Source organism: Streptomyces sp. NPDC002795 (genome assembly GCF_042888725.1).
Classification (GTDB): Bacteria; Actinomycetota; Actinomycetes; order Streptomycetales; family Streptomycetaceae; genus Streptomyces.
Window position 1 is genome coordinate 427,135 of record NZ_JBIAQB010000004.1, and the last position, 15,986, is coordinate 443,120.

Consider the following 15,986-nt stretch of genomic DNA (forward strand, 5'->3'; position numbering starts at 1 on the left):
CGCCGACCCGTCAGGATCCGGAAGTGCCGGGCCCAGCAAGGGACTTGGCGTAGAAGCGGCTGTCGTCGTAGGCGCGGAACGGGCCGAACGGCGGCGTCGGGCGGTAGCCGTCCGCCTCGTACAGGCCGATCGCCTCCGGCAGGTGCACGCCCGTCTCCAGGACCATCCGCGTACGGCCCGCGACCCGTGCGCTCTCCTCGAGCGCGGCCAGGATCCGGCGCGCGAGGCCCCGGCCGCGCGCCCGCTCCACGACGAACATGCGCTTCAGCTCGGCGTCACCGTCCGCATAGCCCTCGCCGTCGCACTCCTGCGCCCGCCAGCCTCCGCAGGCGACCGGGTCCCCGGCGTCGTACGCGACGAGGAACAGGCCCTGCGGCGGGTCGAAGTGGCCGGGGTGCAGATCGGTGAAGTCGTCGTACCCGAAGCGTTCTCTGTACTCGGCCTGCACCTGGTCGCTGAGCGAGACCGCGTCGGGGTGGCCGTAGGAGCGGCTGTCGATGTTCATGGGCGGGGGAGCGGTGGCGCGCCGCTCAGAGGCCGAGGGCGGTCGGGTCCGAGGCCAGCTCCTTGAAGACGTCCCCCGGGTTCTTCACCAGCTTGCGCTCGGTGAGGTCCATGACGCCGCTCACCGCGGACACTTCGGCCGCCACCGAGCCGTCGGCCCTGCGGATCGTCTGGTGCACGCGGAACACCTTGCCGTCGCCGAACTCGAAGGCGCAGCTCACGTCGACGACATCGCCGGCGTGCAACTCCCGCAGGTACCGGATGTTCGTCTCCAGGACGACCGGGCCCACCCCGCGGTCGAGCAGGGCGCCTTCGTCGAGGCCGGCGCGGCGCAGGAGCGACCAGCGGGCGTGCTCCGCGTACTGCAGATAGACGGCCTGGTTGAGGTGTCCGTTGACATCGATCTCGTACCCACGGACCTCGACCGGTACGGAAAACTGCTCTGCCACGACGTTCCTCTCGATGGCTCGACGGTGGGGCGTTGTGCCGATCATGCCAACAGGCGGGTGGGGGAGGGGATTCCGGCCCCCGTGAGGTGCGTTACGTCCGTCTCGGTGACGCCAGCAGATAGCGGGCCCCGCCGCGCGCCTGCGCGTGCTCGCTCACCTGCCAGCCCGCCTCGTGCAGCGCCGCCGCGCACGCCGCGAGCCCGGCCCGCTCCGGATGCCGTACGGCGACGGCCTCAGGCTGCGGGGTGTCGAGCACGCGGTAGCCCGGAGTGCTGTCGCCCGCGGGGACGCAGCCCGCCGCCTCCAGGGCGAGCGCGGCGGACGGCGCGAGCCGCCCCCGCTCCCAGGCGCACGGCCGGTCCGTCGCGCCGTCGGGGTTGGTCATCCGGCGTATCTCCAACAGGCCCTGCCACGCCGTCCGCACCTCGCGCGCCCGCGCGGGGCCGCCTGTGTCGGCCTCCGGCTCCCCGCCGAGCCGGGCGGCGAACAGGCCGCCCGGCGCGGCCGGTTCACCGGGTGGCCCGGCCGCCGGTGGCCCGTCCCCGGCCTCGCGCACCCGGTGCCCCGCAGGTGTCAGGAAGTGGTCGTGCGGGGGACGCGGATGCCGGAACGCCAGCTTCAGTACGACGAGCCGGGCCAGCAGGGCCGGGCTGCCGGAGACACGGCCGGTCTCCGGATCGGCGGCTTCGATGATGCGGCGCTGCGCGGCAGTCGGCGGTCTGGTCATGGCGTGCCTCCCGTCCGGTCCGGTGCTCCCTCTCCCGTAGATGGTGCATGACGGGTCTGACAACGGGCCGGGGCCAGGGCGACGGATCTTGCTGGGGTCGCGGGCCCTGGCACGCACTCCCCCAAGCTCTTGAGGAGCAGGGGACCCCCCTCGGTGTTGTCGTCGGTTGCCAGCGCTCCGCGGTGACGCCCCCTCCGCCTTGCAGCTGCACGCACCAGAACCCACTCGCCTGCACCGCCCATAGAGGCCATCCGCGCCCAGCCTGATCCATCAGAAGGGCCCTAGGGCCTGTCTTCAAACTCCCGCCTGCCCGGCGACGCCTGGCACGCACGCTCGCTGCGTTGCCGAAAAGCCCGAGTAGCTCCGCTACTAGGACTTCCCGGCGCCTTGCGATCGCACGCACCAGACGCCGCCGCGCCGCCCTTGGGGCGACGACGGGAGTTTGAAGACAGGCCCTAGCGGGCGGACGGGCTCAGGGCCGCAGGTTCCAGCCGGAGATCACCGGTCTGCCGTGCTCATAGGTGAGGCGGCTGACCGTGCCCGTCGCCAGCAGGAAGTGCGAGCCGCCCGACGGGGGGAGGCCCAGGCGCCGCGCGGTCAGGACGCGCAGGAAGTGACCGTGCGAGACGAGGACGACGCTGCCCTCGTTGTTGGAGAGCGCCGCGTCGACCTTGGACAGCATCCGGTCGGCCCGGTCGCCCACCTCTTCCGGCGTCTCGCCGGGATGGTCGGGCGGCCCCGGCGGTACCCCGTCGTCGAACAGGTACCAGTCGGGCCGGGTGCGATGGATCTCCCGGGTGGTGACGCCCTCGTACGCGCCGTAGTCCCACTCGTGCAGGTCCGAATCGATGGTGTAGCGCCCCAGGCCGGCGAGCTCGGCGGTCTCGCGGGTGCGCTGGAGGGGGCTCACGAAGACCGCCCCCACGTGGTAGCTGCCGACGAGGGGCGCGACGCGGCGCGCCTCCTCCCGGCCGTTGTCGGTGAGCGGGATGTCGGTGAGGCCGGTGTGCTGCCCGGTCAGGGCCCATTCGGTCTCGCCGTGCCGGACGAGAAGCAGATCACCCAAGGTTCGCGCCTGTTCGCTTGGAGGTGGGCAGAGTCAATGGCCATTGTCTCCGGGCCGGGGCGCGCGGGCCCGGCGGGCGGGGCGGGGCGGGCGGTCCCGGGCGTGCGGCAAGCCGGGCAGTGGGCCTGGGATCAAGGATTGTCAGACCCGGCCCGTAAGGTCTTAGGGGTCGTCGGGGCCTGAGCGAAGAGCCTGAGCGGAGAGAGGGAAGGGAGGTGGCGTGAGCGTGCCGGAGCTGTCGGGTGTCCCGCTGAGCGCTGCCGCCGTCTTCCTGCCCGATCCGCTGCCGCGTGCGGGGCGGATCGCCTTCTGGTCCCCGGACGCGTCGGACAAGGACACGCCGGACGAGCCGGGCGGACAGGGGTGGCAGGGTTGGCCGGGCTCGCAGGGCGGGCCGGGCCTTACCGGGGCCGACGACGAGCTGACCGTCGTGCGGGCGTACGGCTCCACGGTGCGCAGCCGCAAGGTCCCCGCCCTCGTGCTGCCGGTCCTCGACGCGCTGCCGCTGCTCCTGCGGGCCCGCCGCACCCGGGGCGCGCACCCGGCGGCCGCCGCCTGGGGAGCCGCCGCGGCGCACGCCCTGCACCTGGTGGCGCGGGGCCGCCTGCTGCCGGGCCTCACCGCCTCCGACCACGACGCGTGGCGCGCGGGCCCGCTCGACGAGGACGACGTGGCGCAGGTGCGGGGCATCGCCGCCGCCCTGCCGCCCGAGGGATACGCGACGCCGGTGCCGGGGAGCAGGCCGCTGCGGGTCCCGCAGCCGGAGGCACTGGTGCGGGCGCTGCTCGACGCCGTGGCCGACGCCCTGCCGCGCACCCCGGCCGCGGCGCACGCGGCGGGCGCGCCGTTCGCGGCGGCGGCCGCCCAGCACATTCCGCGGGCCCGCCCCTGGGCGGTCGAGGCGGCGGCCGGGCTCGACGCGGGCGTGAAGGTGTCGCTGCGGCTCGACCTGTCGCAGGCCGCACTGTTCGACGGCGAGGAGGACGGCGACGCCGAGGAAGGCACCGGAGCCCGCCGCGCGGGCGCCGCCATCGTCCAGGTGCACAGCCTCGCCGACCCCTCGCGCGTGGTCGACGCCGCGGGACTGTGGGCGGGGGAGGCCGGTGAGCACTTCGGACCGCGCGCCCGGATCGACGCGGTCCTCGCGGTGCGGCGGGCCGCGCTCGCCTGGCCGCCGCTCGGCCGCCTCCTGGAGCAGGACGTGCCGGACGTGCTGGCGCTGTCCGACAGCGAGCTGGTGGACCTGCTCGGGCCCGGCGCGGCGCGCCTCGCCAAGGCCGGCGTCACCCTGCACTGGCCGCGCGACTTCGCCCGCTCCCTCACCGCGACCGCCGTGGTGCGCGCACAGTCCGCGCCCGGCTCCGCGACCGACGGGACGCCGTTCTTCGACAGTGAGGAACTGCTGAAGTTCAACTGGCAGGTGGCGCTCGACGGGGACCCGTTGACCGAGCGCGAGATGGACCTGCTCGCCGAGTCGCACCGCGCGGTGGTGCGGCTGCGCGACCAGTGGGTGGTCGTCGACCCCGACCTCGTCCGCAAGGCCCGCAAGCGGGAGTTGGGCCTGCTGGAGCCCGTCGACGCGCTGGCCGTCGCGCTGACCGGCGAGGCCGAGATCGACGGCGAGCGGGTCGCGGCCGTGCCCGCGGGCCGCCTCGCCGAGCTGCGCGACCGGCTGACCCGGGGCATCGACACGGTCGAGCCGCCCGAGGGCCTGCACGCGACACTGCGCGACTACCAACTGCGCGGCCTCGCCTGGCTCGACCTCATGACCTCGCTCGGCCTCGGCGGCTGCCTCGCCGACGACATGGGCCTCGGCAAGACCGTCACCCTCATCGCGCTGCACCTGCGCCGTGCCCGCCCCGCGCCCACGCTCGTGGTCTGCCCGGCGTCGCTGCTCGGCAACTGGCAGCGGGAGATCGAGCGGTTCGCCCCCGGCGTCCCGGTGCGCCGCTTCCACGGCGTGGACCGCACCCTGACCGGCGTCGAGGGCGGCTTCGTCCTCACCACGTACGGCACCCTGCGCACCCGCGCCGCCGAACTCGCGGGACACACCTGGGGCATGGTCGTGGCGGACGAGGCGCAGCACGTGAAGAACCCCAACTCGGCGACGGCGAAGGCGCTGCGCACGATCGGGGCCCCCGCGCGCGTGGCGCTCACCGGCACGCCGGTGGAGAACGACCTGTCGGAGCTGTGGGCCCTGCTCGACTGGACGACACCCGGGCTGCTCGGACCGCTCAAGGCGTTCCGCGCCCGGCACGCGCGCGTGGTCGAGGGCGAGGTGCCGCTCCAGGGCCAGGGCGGGACCAACCCGGAGGCGATCGAGCGGCTGGCCCGCCTGGTGCGTCCGTTCATCCTGCGCCGCAGGAAGTCCGACCCCGGCATCGTCCCCGAACTGCCCCCGAAGACCGAGTCCGACCACCCCGCACCGCTCACCCGCGAGCAGGTGTCGCTCTACGAGGCCGTGGTGCGCGAGTCGATGGCGCAGATCGAGGAGGCCGAGGGCATCGGCCGACGCGGCCTGATCATGAAGCTGCTCACGTCGCTGAAGCAGATCTGCAACCACCCGGCGCAGTACCTCAAGGAGGGCCAGAGCGACGGTTCCCGCCCGCGCCTGGCGGGCCGCTCCGGCAAACTCGCCCTCGTGGACGAGCTGTTGGACACGATCGTCGCCGAGGACGGCGCCGTCCTGGTCTTCACCCAGTACGTCTCCATGGCCAAGCTCCTCGCCACACACCTCACCACCCGCGGCATCCCCAGCCAGTTGCTGCACGGCGGCACCACGATCGTCGAGCGCGAGCGCATGGTCGACCGTTTCCAGTCCGGCGAGGTGCCCGTCTTCCTGCTCTCCCTGAAGGCGGCCGGCACCGGACTCAACCTCACGCGCGCGGGGCACGTGATCCACTTCGACCGCTGGTGGAACCCGGCCGTGGAGGAGCAGGCCACCGACCGCGCGTACCGCATCGGGCAGACCCAGCCCGTGCAGGTCCACCGGCTCATCACCGAGGGCACGGTGGAGGACCGGATCGCCGAACTCCTCGCCGGCAAGCGGGCGTTGGCCGACGCGGTCCTCGGCACCGGCGAGGCGGCGCTCACCGAGCTGACCGACAGGGAGCTCACGGACCTCGTGACGCTGCGCAGGGAGGCGACGCGATGAGCCCGACGAGCAGGCCCCACAGGACGCACCGGCCCCATGTGCCGGGCCGCGCGGGCGCCGACGAGCAGGCGCGGGCCCGGAACCTGGACGCGCGCCGCACCTTCCCGCCGCTGCCGCCGCGGGCCGAACCGGGCGGCAGCTTCGCCCTCACCTGGTGGGGCAACGCGTGGGTGGACGCCTTGGAGGACTCGGCCCTCGACCAGGGCCGCCTCGCGCGCGGTCGCGCCTACGCGGACCGGGGCCACGTCGACGCGATCACCGTCACCCCCGGCCGCGTCCTCGCCTACGTGCACGGCTCGCGCCCCCGCCCCTACCGGGCCGAACTGCGCCTGCGCACCCTGCCGGACGACGCGTGGGACCGTTTCCTGGGCACGGCCGCGGCCCGCCCCGAACATCTGGCGTCGCTCCTGGACAAGGACGTGCCGCACGCGCTGGCGGCGGCCGCCGACCTGCTGCCCACGGTCGACGACCTCACCCCCGAGTGCACCTGCCCGGACCGCGGCCACCCCTGCAAGCACGCGGCGGCGCTCTGCTACCAGACGGCCCGGATCCTCGACGAGGACCCGTTCGTCCTGTTCCTGTTGCGCGGCCGCGGCGAGCAGGAGCTGCTGCGGGAGCTGACCCGGCGCAGCTCGGTGCACGAGGCGGAGGAGCGTTCCAAGGCACGGGCCCCCGAGCTCGGCTCGCTCCCCGCGAAGGACGTGTACGCGAGCGCGCGCAGCGGTCAACTGCCGCAACTGCCACCGGAGTTCCCGCCCCCGCAGTACCCCGAGCGCCCGCCGTCCTACCCTCAGGCGCCGGACGCCCCCGACCCGATCGCGCTCGACCTCCTCGCCACGGAGGCGGGGGTCCGCGCCCACGCGCTGCTCACCACCGGCGCCGACCCGATCGCCCCCCTGAGCCCGTGGCAGGACGCGGTCCGCCTCGCCGCGGCCCACCCCGGCTCGGGCCTCACGGCGGCGACCCGTGCGCTGTACGCCTCGCTGTCCCGCGGTACCGGTCGTACGCCCACGGATCTGGCGCGGGCCGTCGCGGCCTGGCGGCAGGGTGGGCTCGAAGGGCTCTCGGTGCTTGAGGAGGAGTGGGATCCGCCGGCGGGGCCCTTCGACCGGGCGCGGCCCGCGCTGCTTGCCATGGGGCAGCCGGAATTCCGGCCCCACCGTAACCATCTGTCGACGTCGTCCGTTCAACTCCGGCTGGGGCGTGACGGCTGGTGGTACGGGTACGAGTCCGAGCCGGACCGCGACGACTGGTGGCCCCGAGGCGAGCCGGGCCGTGACCCGGTGGCGGCGTTGGACTCCGTCCTGGGCGGCGGCTGACATCTGGGCGGGCGCCCCTGGCCGCGGGTCCGTCCTCCGGCCGCGGGGCTCCGCCCCGGACCCCGCTGCTCAATCGCCGCAGGGGCTTGATTGGCCCCGCTGGCCCCGCTGGCCCCGCTGCTCAATCGCCGCAGCGGCTTGATTGGCCCGCTGGCCCCGCTGCTCAATTGCCGCAGGGGCTTGATTGGCCCGCGGTCACTTCGCGCCCACCGGAGGTGTCAGGGGCTTGATTGGCTCGTCCCCGCGGTCAGTGACATGCCGCGCCCCGCGAAGAACTGCTCGAAGCGCTCGACCGGCAGGTCCGCCGTGCGTGTCGTCGCGTCCGTGCCGGACGGGTTGTGGAAGTGGTAGCCGGAGCCGTCCGGTGTGCGGGCCGTGACGAGGACCAGGTGGCCGCCGCGGCCGGGGGACGGCTCGTGCGGGCGGCGGATCGCGTAGTGCACGGAGGCGATCACCAGGCGGCCCGCGTCGAGCAGTTCGCCGATCCCGGCCGCGCCCAGGGTGCGGTGCACCGCCGCGTCGACGCCGTGCACCTCCCGTACGTACTCCACCGCGGGCGCGTAGATCATGCCGCGGATCTCGCCCTCGGCGTCCACCCGGTACGCGCCGAACTTCAGCGCCCCGTCGCGCAGTTCGAAGAGCGAAGGTGCGTCGTCGCCGAGTGCCATGCGCAGGCACGTCGCCCCGCACAGATGCCCGCACCAGCGCGCGTAGTCCTCGACCGTCGCCGCGCCCGACTGCCGCCACGCGGGATCCCGCGCCCGGTCGAACCGCCCGGACACGATGGGTCCGACTAGGTCGGGGGACGCGAACTGCGTGTGGCTGGGGTGCCCACAGGCACCGCACGTCGTCGAAGTGATCACGTCACTGACGGTATCCGCTCAGGAAGCGCCCGATCCGGCTGATCGCGGCATCGAGGTCGTCGGCGTGCGGGAGCGTGAGGATGCGGAAGTGGTCCGGGTGCGGCCAGTTGAAGCCGGTGCCCTGGACGACCTGGATCTTCTCGCGCAGCAGCAGGTCGAGGACGAACTTCTCGTCGTCGACGATTTTGTGCACCTTGGGGTCGATGCGGGGGAAGGCGTACAGCGCGCCCTTGGGCTTCACGCAGCTGACGCCGGGGATCTCGTTCAGCTTCTCCCAGGCCTTGTCGCGTTGTTCGAGCAGTCGGCCGCCGGGCGCGGTGAGTTCGCGGATCGACTGGCGGCCGCCGAGCGCGGCCTGGATGGCGTACTGGGCGGGCGCGTTCGGGCACAGGCGCATGGAGGCCAGCATGGTCAGGCCCTCCAGGTAGTTCCTCGCGTGCTGCCGCGGGCCCGTGACCACCATCCAGCCGGAGCGGAACCCGGCCACGCGGTACGTCTTCGACAGGCCGGAGAAGGTGAGGACGACGAGGTCGGGGGCGAGCGTTGCGGCGGTGTGGTGCACAGCGTCGTCGTAGAGGATCTGGTCGTAGATCTCGTCGGCGAACACCATCAGGCCGTGCCGGCGGGCGAGATCGAGGATGCCCTCGATGATCTCCTTCGGATAGACCGCGCCGGTCGGGTTGTTCGGGTTGATGATGACGACCGCCTTCGTGCGGTCGGTGATCTTCGACTCCATGTCGGCGAGGTCCGGGTACCAGTCCGACTGCTCGTCGCAGAGATAGTGGACGGCCCTGCCGCCGGCGAGCGTGGTGACCGCGGTCCACAGCGGGAAGTCCGGGGCCGGGATGAGGACTTCGTCGCCGTCCTCCAGGAGCGCCTGGATCGCCATCGAGACCAGTTCGGACACGCCGTTGCCGAGGAAGACGTCGTCGACCCCGACGTCCAGGCCGAGCGCCTGGTAGCGCTGGGCGACGGCGCGGCGGGCGGAGAGGATGCCGCGCGAGTCCGTGTAACCGTGCGCCTGCGGGAGCATCCGGATCATGTCCTGGACGATCTCCTCCGGCGCCTCGAAGCCGAACAGCGCCGGGTTGCCGGTGTTCAGGCGCAGCACGCTGTGGCCCGCCTCTTCCAGCGCGTCGGCGTGCTCGATCACCGGGCCGCGGATCTCGTAACAGACTTCGCTCAGCTTGCTCGACTGCCGGAACTCCATGCGCTTGCCCTCCAGGCGGACCAGGTGCCACTGTGCTGAACCGTTGTTGCTTGGTTTTACCAAGTGGTCGCTTGGAAAGTCCAACAAGTTGCATAGACTGCGCGCCATGCCACGCCGAAGCTACGACCAGTACTGCGCCGTCGCCCGCGCGCTCGACGTCGTCGGGGACCGCTGGACGCTCCTGATCGCGCGCGAACTCCTCGCCGGGCCGCGCCGCTACACCGATCTGCACACCGACTTGCCGGGTGTCAGCACGGACATGCTGGCCACGCGGCTCAAGGACATGGAGCGGGACGGCCTCGCCGAGCGCCGCCGGCTCCCCGCGCCCGCTTCGGCGTACGTTTACGAACTCACCGAGCGGGGGCGCGGATTGCTGCCCGTGCTTCAGGCGCTCGGCGAGTGGGGTGCGCCGGGCCTCGCCGAGCGGCGGCCCACCGACGCGGTGCGGGCGCACTGGCTGGCGCTGCCGTTGTCGCGACAGTTGGAGGGACTGGTCGAGGAAGGTGTGCCGGGCACCGTGGAGGTCCGGGTCGACGAGGGGGTCTTCCACGTACGGGTGGGCGGGGCGCCCGTATATGGGGACGGCGTGTACCCGGACGGGGAGCCGGACGCGCGGCTGACGCTCGGGGAGGAAGTGTGCGGCGAGGTCGCCCGAGGGGCGGTCGGTCTGGCCGAGGCGGTGCGCGGCGGACGCGTGACCGTGACAGGGGAGGGCGCGCTGGCGAAGGCGCTGCGCGACGCCACCTCCTGAAACCTCTGCACATAGGCGCCCCGCGAGGAACGACGGCAATGTCCGGACCGTCCCGAGGCGCGGCGTGACAAGAGTCGCAACATCATCCACGGTCACACGCCGCACTCATGTGTGAAGGCCCCATGAACTCGGGCCCGACCGTCCGTCAGCCCCGTCAAATCGCGCCAATTCCGCCTCCGATCAAGCCCCCACCTGCGTGTTAGCGTCCCGGTCGACCGGGGGGCCGATGTGAAGAGTGAGAGGGACCCGTAGCGAATATGGGGCACATGCACCACATGACAGGCGGCTGGATCACTCCGCTCCTGTCGTACGTGATGGCTGTCGTGGGATCCGCTCTGGGCCTGCGCTGCACCGCACGCGCCCAGGCCGCGGGGCAGAGATCCAAGCGGAACTGGCTGTTGACCGCGTCCGTCGCGATCGGCGCCGGGATCTGGACGATGCACTTCATCGCCATGCTCGGCTACGCCGTCGACGGCACCGCGATCCGCTACGACATCCCCCGCACCCTCCTGAGCCTGCTCGTGGCCATCCTGGTGGTCGGCGCCGGCATCTTCGTCGCCGGATACGGCACCTCCCGCGCCCTCTCCGTCGTGCTCGGCGGACTCGGCACCGGGCTCGGCGTCGCCGCGATGCACTACATCGGCATGACGGCGGTGCGGCTCAACGGGTCCCTGTCCTACGACCCCGCGCTCGTGGCCGTCTCCGTGGTGATCGCCGTCGTCGCCGCGTCCGCCGCGCTGTGGGCCGCGCTGTCCGTGCGCGGCCCCGTGGCCGCCGCCGTAGCCGCCCTCGTGATGGGCCTCGCGGTGAGCAGCATGCACTACACCGGAATGGCCGCCGTGAAGGTCGGCGTGCACCCGGGGACCGCGCCGCTGTCCGGCGCCACCGCGACCGCCTTCATCCTGCCGCTGGCCGTCGTGCTCGGCTCGTTCCTCTTCCTCACCTGCGCGTTCGTCGCGCTGTCGCCGACGGCCGACGAGCGCGCGCGGAGCGTGGCCGCGGCCCGTCCGCTGCACGAGGTCGAACTGCCGGCCGCGTAGGCGCGTTTCCCACCTCGCGACACCTCACAACACCTCCCCACACCTCCCCACACCACTCAGGCCCGGCCGAGGAGCTGTCCCCATGCCCGCGCGCTTTCCGCTGCCCGAACGGCTGCGCTCCAAATCGATCAGAGCCAAGGTCGTCACCCTGCTCACGGTCCCCGTCGTCTCCGTGATGGCGCTGTGGGGCCACGCCGCGGTGACCACGGCGTCCCAGATATCCGACAAGGAGCAGCTGAAGGAGGTGAACTCGGCGCTCGTCACGCCGATCTCACGGTTCACCGTCGCCGTGCAGGACGAGCGCTCGGCCGCCATGAAGTACCGCGCCGCCCACGACGCCACGACCCGGCAGGACTTCACCGAGGCGACGTCCCGCACCGACAAGGCGGTCGGCACGCTCAACGCGGGCCTGCGCTCCATCAGCACCGACCTCGCCGACCTCGACGCGTCGCTGCCCGAGCGCATCCAGCAGTTCAAGTTCAGCGCCGACTCGCTGTCAGGGCCGCGCCAGAAGGCCGGGGCCCAGGGCGGCACGGAGGCCATCGGCGGATACGACACCGCGGTCCAGCGCGCCCTGTCCGTACGGGCCGGACTCGCCGCGGCCGACAGCGGCACAGCCCGCACGCTGCTCCAACTCGCCCGCGCCCGCGACGCGTTGAGCCGCCAGGATGCGCTGCTCGGCGCCGCGCACGCGGCCGAAGGAGGCATGGCGCCCGTCCAGTACCGCGACTTCGTGGGCGACGTGGCGGTGCAGCGCAGCCTCACCGAGGCCGCGCTGCCCGACCTGCCGGACCGCGACGCCGCCGCGTTCCGCGCCGCGCTCGGCACCGAGGGCGCCAAGGACCTGAACCACGTGCAGGACATGGTCCTCGCCGCAGGCGCCAAGCACGCCGTGGACGCGGTGCCCGCCAAGCGCTGGCAGTCGGACGCGCACACCACCCTGACCGCCCTGGACAAGGCCGAGTCGCGCGCGATCGACGAGGCCGCGGGCGCCGAACCGTACTCCCTCTCCTCTCTGGGCAGTTCCGGCATCGCCGTCGTCCTCGGCCTGCTCGGTGTCATCGTGTCGCTGCTCCTGTCCGTACGGATCGGGCGCGGCCTCGTCGCCGACCTCACGGGCCTTCGCAACGCCGCGCTCGACATGGCGGCGAACCGGCTGCCCGCCTCCATGCGGCGCATCCACAACGGCGAGGACGTCGACCTCGACAAGGAGGCACCGCTCGACGAGACGCCGCACAGCGACGAGGTCGGGCAGGTCGGCGCGGCCCTCACCACCGTGCAGCGCGCGGCGCTGCGCGCGGTCGCGGACCGGGCCGCGGTCCTCACGGGTGTCTCCGGTGTGTACGTGTCGCTGGCCCGCCGCAGCCAGGTGCTGCTGCACCGCCAGCTCGACCTCCTCGACGCGATGGAGCGCCGCACGGAGGACCCCACCGACCTCGAAGACCTGTTCCGCATCGACCACTTGACGACGCGCATGCGCCGGCACGCCGAGTCGCTGCTCATCCTCTCCGGTTCGGCCCCGGGCCGTGCCTGGCGCAATCCGGTGCCGCTGATCGACGCCGTGCGCGCGGGCCTCGCCGAGACGCCCGACTTCGACCGGGTCCAGCTCCACGACATCCCCGACCTTCTCCTCGCGGGTTCGGCCGTCGCCGATGTGGTCCACCTCGTCGCCGAACTCGCCGAGAACGCCTCGGCGTTCTCGCCGCCGCACACGCCTGTGGTGGTCCGCGGTGAACCGGTCGGGGCGGGGGCCTGTCTGGAGATCGAGGACCGGGGGCTCGGTATGAGCGACGAGGCGCTGGCCGATGCCAACGCGCGCATCACGGCCAGTGACATCGACCTGCTCGATTCCCGCAAGCTCGGGCTCTTCGTGGTCAATCGGCTTGCGGAGCGGCAGCGTCTTGATGTCACGTTGCGGCGCTCCATCTACGGGGGCATCACCGCGGTCGTCTTCATCCCGCAGAACCTCCTGGAGGCGCCCCACCCGGGGTTGCGCCCGTCCCCGACGCCGCCGGAGACGCCCCTCCCGCAGAGAACTGCCACCCCGACGGCCCGGGTCGACCGCACCACGCCCCGGGGCTCCGCCCCGGACCCCGCTCCTCAATCGCCGGAGGGGCTTGATTTGCCCACCCGCCGTGGGCAGTTGCCGGAGGGGGCTGACGTGCAGCCCGCCCGCCTTGGGCAATCTGCCGCCTTGGGCGGCAGGGTGGGCAAGGCGGCACCCCGGCGCGGCGTGCCCGATGCGGAAGGCGTCGACCCCGGTACCGCGGAGACCCCGGTGCAGCGCACCCGCAACCAGGACGCCGACCCCGGCGCGGAAGATCTGCCCCGGCGCGTACGGCAGGCCAGCATCAGCCCGGAGTTGCGGGACGCCGCACCCGCACAGGGCAACGCGGACGGCACCGGCACCCGTTCCCCGGAGGCCGCCCGCGCCACCATGACCTCGCTGAGCTCGGGCCGCAGACGCGCCCGCGCCGCCCGCGAACCGAACGACGGAGGACACCGATGACCCCGACGTACAACGTCACCGGCCTGGGCGGCGAGCACGACCACCGCATGGGCATCGACTGGCTCCTCGACGAACTGGCCGCCCGCGTCCTCGAAGTCCGCTACGTGGTCATGCTCTCCGGCGACGGCCTCTGCGTCGGCGCCTCCACCGGCCTCGGCCGCGACGAGTCGGAACGCTTCTGCGCGATCGCCTCCGGCTTCCACTCCCTCGCCAAGGGCGCGGGCCGCCACTTCGACGCGGGCGGCGTCGTCCAGACGATGGTCGAACTCGAAGGCGGCTTCCTGTTCGTGGTCGCCGCCGGCGAGGGCTCCTGCCTCGCCGTGTTCACCGACGGACACGCCGACATCGGCCTCGTCGCGTACGAGATGGCGCTGCTCGTGGACCGCGTGCGCGAACACCTCGGCGTAGCGACCCGCTCGGACGGCGATATCGCGTGACGTCACAGCCCCCCGACCGCATGGACGCCTGGTCCGACCGCTACGACGAGGACGCCGGGCCCCTGGTCCGGCTCTACGCCATGACCTCCGGCCGCGCCCGCACCGGCAACGGAGCGGAACGCATGGACCTCATGGCCATCGTCCGCCCCGCCCACACCAGGCCGGACGGGCCACTGCCGCCCGAACAGCGCGAGCTGCTCGCCCTGTGCCTGCGCGGCCCGCGCCCCCTCGCCGACCTGGCCTCCGACTCCGGCCTCCCGCTGGGCGTCGTACGCGTCCTGCTCGGCGATCTGGCCGCGAAGTCCCTCGTCGCGATCACGCCGCCGGACACCTCCGCGCCCGATCCCGCCACGGGTGAACCCGCCGCCTACGCCCGCCCCGACACCCACCTCCTCCGAGAAGTGATCAATGGCCTTCGCGCACTCTGACCCGACCGCCCGCGCCGACTTCACGGCCCTGAAGGTGCTGATCGCGGGCGGTTTCGGAGCCGGAAAGACCACGATGGTGGAGTCGGTCAGCGAGATCCGCCCGCTGCGCACCGAGGAGGACCTCACGGTCGCCTCGCGCGGTGTGGACCATCTCGACGGCGTCACCACCAAGTCGACGACGACCGTGGCCATGGACTTCGGCCGCATCACGCTGCGCGAGAACCTCGCGCTGTATCTGTTCGGCACGCCGGGCCAGGACCGGTTCTGGTTCCTGTGGGACGAGCTGGCGACGGGCTGCCTCGGCGCGGTCGTCCTCGCGGACACCCGCAGGCTCGCCGACTGCTTCCCCGCGGTCGACTACTTCGAGAGCCGCGACATCCCGTTCATCGTCGCCGTGAACTGCTTCGACGGCATACGGTCCCACTCCTCGGAAGCGGTCTCCCGCGCCCTCGACCTCGGCCCGGACACCACCGTGCTGCTGTGCGACGCCCGCGACCGGGAGTCAGGCAAGGAGACGCTGATCTCGCTCCTGGAGCAGGTGCTGCGCCGGGACGCGTGACCGGTCCCGACCGCTCCGTACTAGCCTGACCTGGTGCCCAGGCTCAGAGAAATCACCGCGACCCGCTATGTGAACCCGCTGCGCACCGGCGGCTCCGTCCCCGGTGTCGTCGAGGCGGACGACCTGGGCACGTACGTGCTCAAGTTCACCGGGTCCGCGCAGGGCGTGAAGGCGCTTGTCGCGGAGATCGTCGTGGGCGAGTTGGCGCGCGCGTTCGGGTTGCGCTTCCCGGAGTTGGTGCTCGCGCACTTCGACCCGGCGCTCGGCGCCGACGAGCCGCACCAGGAGGTCAAGGAACTCCTCGAGGTGAGCGCGGGTCTCAACCTCGGGATGGACTTCCTGCCGGGCGCGGTGGACTTCACACCGGAGATCGCGGAGTCCTTCCCCGTCGACCCGCTGGAGGCGGGCCGCATCGTCTGGCTCGACGCGCTCACCGTCAACGTGGACCGTACGGTGCACAGTTCGAACCTCATGGTCTGGCCCACCCTCGGCATCGTCGAGCCGAAGCTCTGGCTCATCGACCACGGCGCGGCGCTCGTCTTCCACCACCGCTGGGACGGCGCGGACCCGGCGAAGTCCTACGACTTCCGGCACCACGCGCTCGGCGGCTACGGCCCCGACACGCGCGCGGCCGACGCGGAACTCGCGCCCAAGGTTACCGAGGACCTGCTGCGCGAGATCCTCGCCCTGGTCCCGGACGCCTGGCTCACGGACTTCGCCACACCGGACGAGGCGCGCGACGCCTACGTCACGTACCTCCTGGCCCGCGCCCGCTCCTCCGCCTCCTGGCTGCCCACGGACTTCCCGTCCCGCGACGAGCTGGCGGCGGCGGACGCGCAGCGCGCGGCGGCGACGGAGCGGGGCCGCCCCGCCTGGCTGAAGCGCGTCCCCGACCTGCACGGGAAGCCCCCGGCGGAGCAGGACTGGTCCGGCCACGTGGGGTGACCGCCCGGCGGCCACGCACCTCACT

General features: G+C 72.9%; 15 protein-coding genes. 9 read left to right on the forward strand and 6 right to left on the reverse strand.

Translation table 11 applies throughout. The annotated features are described in order from the left end of the window. Positions 1 to 10: 10 nt before the first annotated feature. The 4 genes from ACFYWS_RS15030 to ACFYWS_RS15045 form a co-directional block, all read right to left on the reverse strand. Positions 11 to 505 (reverse strand): GNAT family N-acetyltransferase, encoded by a 495-nt coding sequence (locus ACFYWS_RS15030; protein ID WP_389275132.1) that lies wholly within the window; start codon positions 503 to 505, stop codon positions 11 to 13. A gap of 25 nt (positions 506 to 530) precedes the next feature. Then, a complete protein-coding gene (locus ACFYWS_RS15035; protein WP_389275135.1) occupies positions 531 to 953 on the reverse strand; it encodes an acyl-CoA thioesterase in 423 nt (140 codons plus the stop codon). A gap of 91 nt (positions 954 to 1,044) precedes the next feature. Further along, complete coding sequence (locus tag ACFYWS_RS15040; RefSeq protein ID WP_389275138.1) at positions 1,045 to 1,680, reverse strand: hypothetical protein; 636 nt, start codon at positions 1,678 to 1,680, stop codon at positions 1,045 to 1,047. A gap of 472 nt (positions 1,681 to 2,152) precedes the next feature. After that, positions 2,153 to 2,746, reverse strand: coding sequence for a histidine phosphatase family protein (locus ACFYWS_RS15045; RefSeq protein ID WP_389275141.1), 594 nt, complete (start codon positions 2,744 to 2,746; stop codon positions 2,153 to 2,155). A 220-nt stretch (positions 2,747 to 2,966) separates the two neighbouring features. Here ACFYWS_RS15045 and ACFYWS_RS15050 point away from each other — a divergent pair, with 220 nt between their 5' ends. Next, positions 2,967 to 5,900: a DEAD/DEAH box helicase gene (locus ACFYWS_RS15050; protein WP_389275144.1), complete on the forward strand. Its 2,934-nt coding sequence runs from the start codon at positions 2,967 to 2,969 to the stop codon at positions 5,898 to 5,900. Continuing rightward, positions 5,897 to 7,219 carry an SWIM zinc finger family protein gene (locus ACFYWS_RS15055; RefSeq protein WP_389275146.1) on the forward strand — a complete coding sequence of 441 codons (1,323 nt, stop codon included), beginning with the start codon at positions 5,897 to 5,899 and terminating at the stop codon, positions 7,217 to 7,219. The genes ACFYWS_RS15050 and ACFYWS_RS15055 overlap by 4 nt, the downstream gene beginning before the upstream one ends. Before the next feature lie 218 nt (positions 7,220 to 7,437). On the opposite strand, the gene ACFYWS_RS15060 is transcribed toward ACFYWS_RS15055, so the two are convergent. Next, positions 7,438 to 8,079 carry a peptidase gene (locus ACFYWS_RS15060; RefSeq protein WP_389275701.1) on the reverse strand — a complete coding sequence of 214 codons (642 nt, stop codon included), beginning with the start codon at positions 8,077 to 8,079 and terminating at the stop codon, positions 7,438 to 7,440. 4 nt (positions 8,080 to 8,083) lie between these two features. Further along, the gene (locus tag ACFYWS_RS15065; protein ID WP_389275149.1) at positions 8,084 to 9,292 is read right to left on the reverse strand and encodes a pyridoxal phosphate-dependent aminotransferase; all 1,209 of its coding nucleotides are present in this window, start codon (positions 9,290 to 9,292) and stop codon (positions 8,084 to 8,086) included. Between the two features lie 106 nt (positions 9,293 to 9,398). Between ACFYWS_RS15065 and ACFYWS_RS15070 the strand changes: the two genes are divergently transcribed. The 7 genes from ACFYWS_RS15070 (at position 9,399) to ACFYWS_RS15100 (ending at position 15,961) form a co-directional block, all read left to right on the forward strand. Continuing rightward, positions 9,399 to 10,043 (forward strand): winged helix-turn-helix transcriptional regulator, encoded by a 645-nt coding sequence (locus tag ACFYWS_RS15070; protein ID WP_389275152.1) that lies wholly within the window; start codon positions 9,399 to 9,401, stop codon positions 10,041 to 10,043. Positions 10,044 to 10,300: 257 nt separating this feature from the next. After that, entirely contained in the window at positions 10,301 to 11,083 is a 783-nt protein-coding gene (locus tag ACFYWS_RS15075; RefSeq protein WP_389275155.1) for an MHYT domain-containing protein, read from the forward strand. Positions 11,084 to 11,165: 82 nt separating this feature from the next. Next, positions 11,166 to 13,592 (forward strand): nitrate- and nitrite sensing domain-containing protein, encoded by a 2,427-nt coding sequence (locus ACFYWS_RS15080; RefSeq protein ID WP_389275158.1) that lies wholly within the window; start codon positions 11,166 to 11,168, stop codon positions 13,590 to 13,592. Continuing rightward, the gene (locus ACFYWS_RS15085; protein ID WP_389275161.1) at positions 13,589 to 14,029 is read left to right on the forward strand and encodes a roadblock/LC7 domain-containing protein; all 441 of its coding nucleotides are present in this window, start codon (positions 13,589 to 13,591) and stop codon (positions 14,027 to 14,029) included. Before ACFYWS_RS15080 ends, ACFYWS_RS15085 begins: the two co-directional genes overlap by 4 nt. Positions 14,030 to 14,049: 20 nt before the next feature. Further along, positions 14,050 to 14,457, forward strand: a complete 408-nt coding sequence (locus ACFYWS_RS15090; protein ID WP_389275704.1) for a DUF742 domain-containing protein — start codon at positions 14,050 to 14,052, stop codon at positions 14,455 to 14,457. Continuing rightward, positions 14,438 to 15,016, forward strand: coding sequence for an ATP/GTP-binding protein (locus tag ACFYWS_RS15095; protein ID WP_389275164.1), 579 nt, complete (start codon positions 14,438 to 14,440; stop codon positions 15,014 to 15,016). Before ACFYWS_RS15090 ends, ACFYWS_RS15095 begins: the two co-directional genes overlap by 20 nt. A 30-nt stretch (positions 15,017 to 15,046) precedes the next feature. After that, the gene (locus tag ACFYWS_RS15100) at positions 15,047 to 15,961 is read left to right on the forward strand and encodes a HipA family kinase (protein ID WP_389275707.1); all 915 of its coding nucleotides are present in this window, start codon (positions 15,047 to 15,049) and stop codon (positions 15,959 to 15,961) included. Positions 15,962 to 15,986 lie beyond the last annotated feature (25 nt).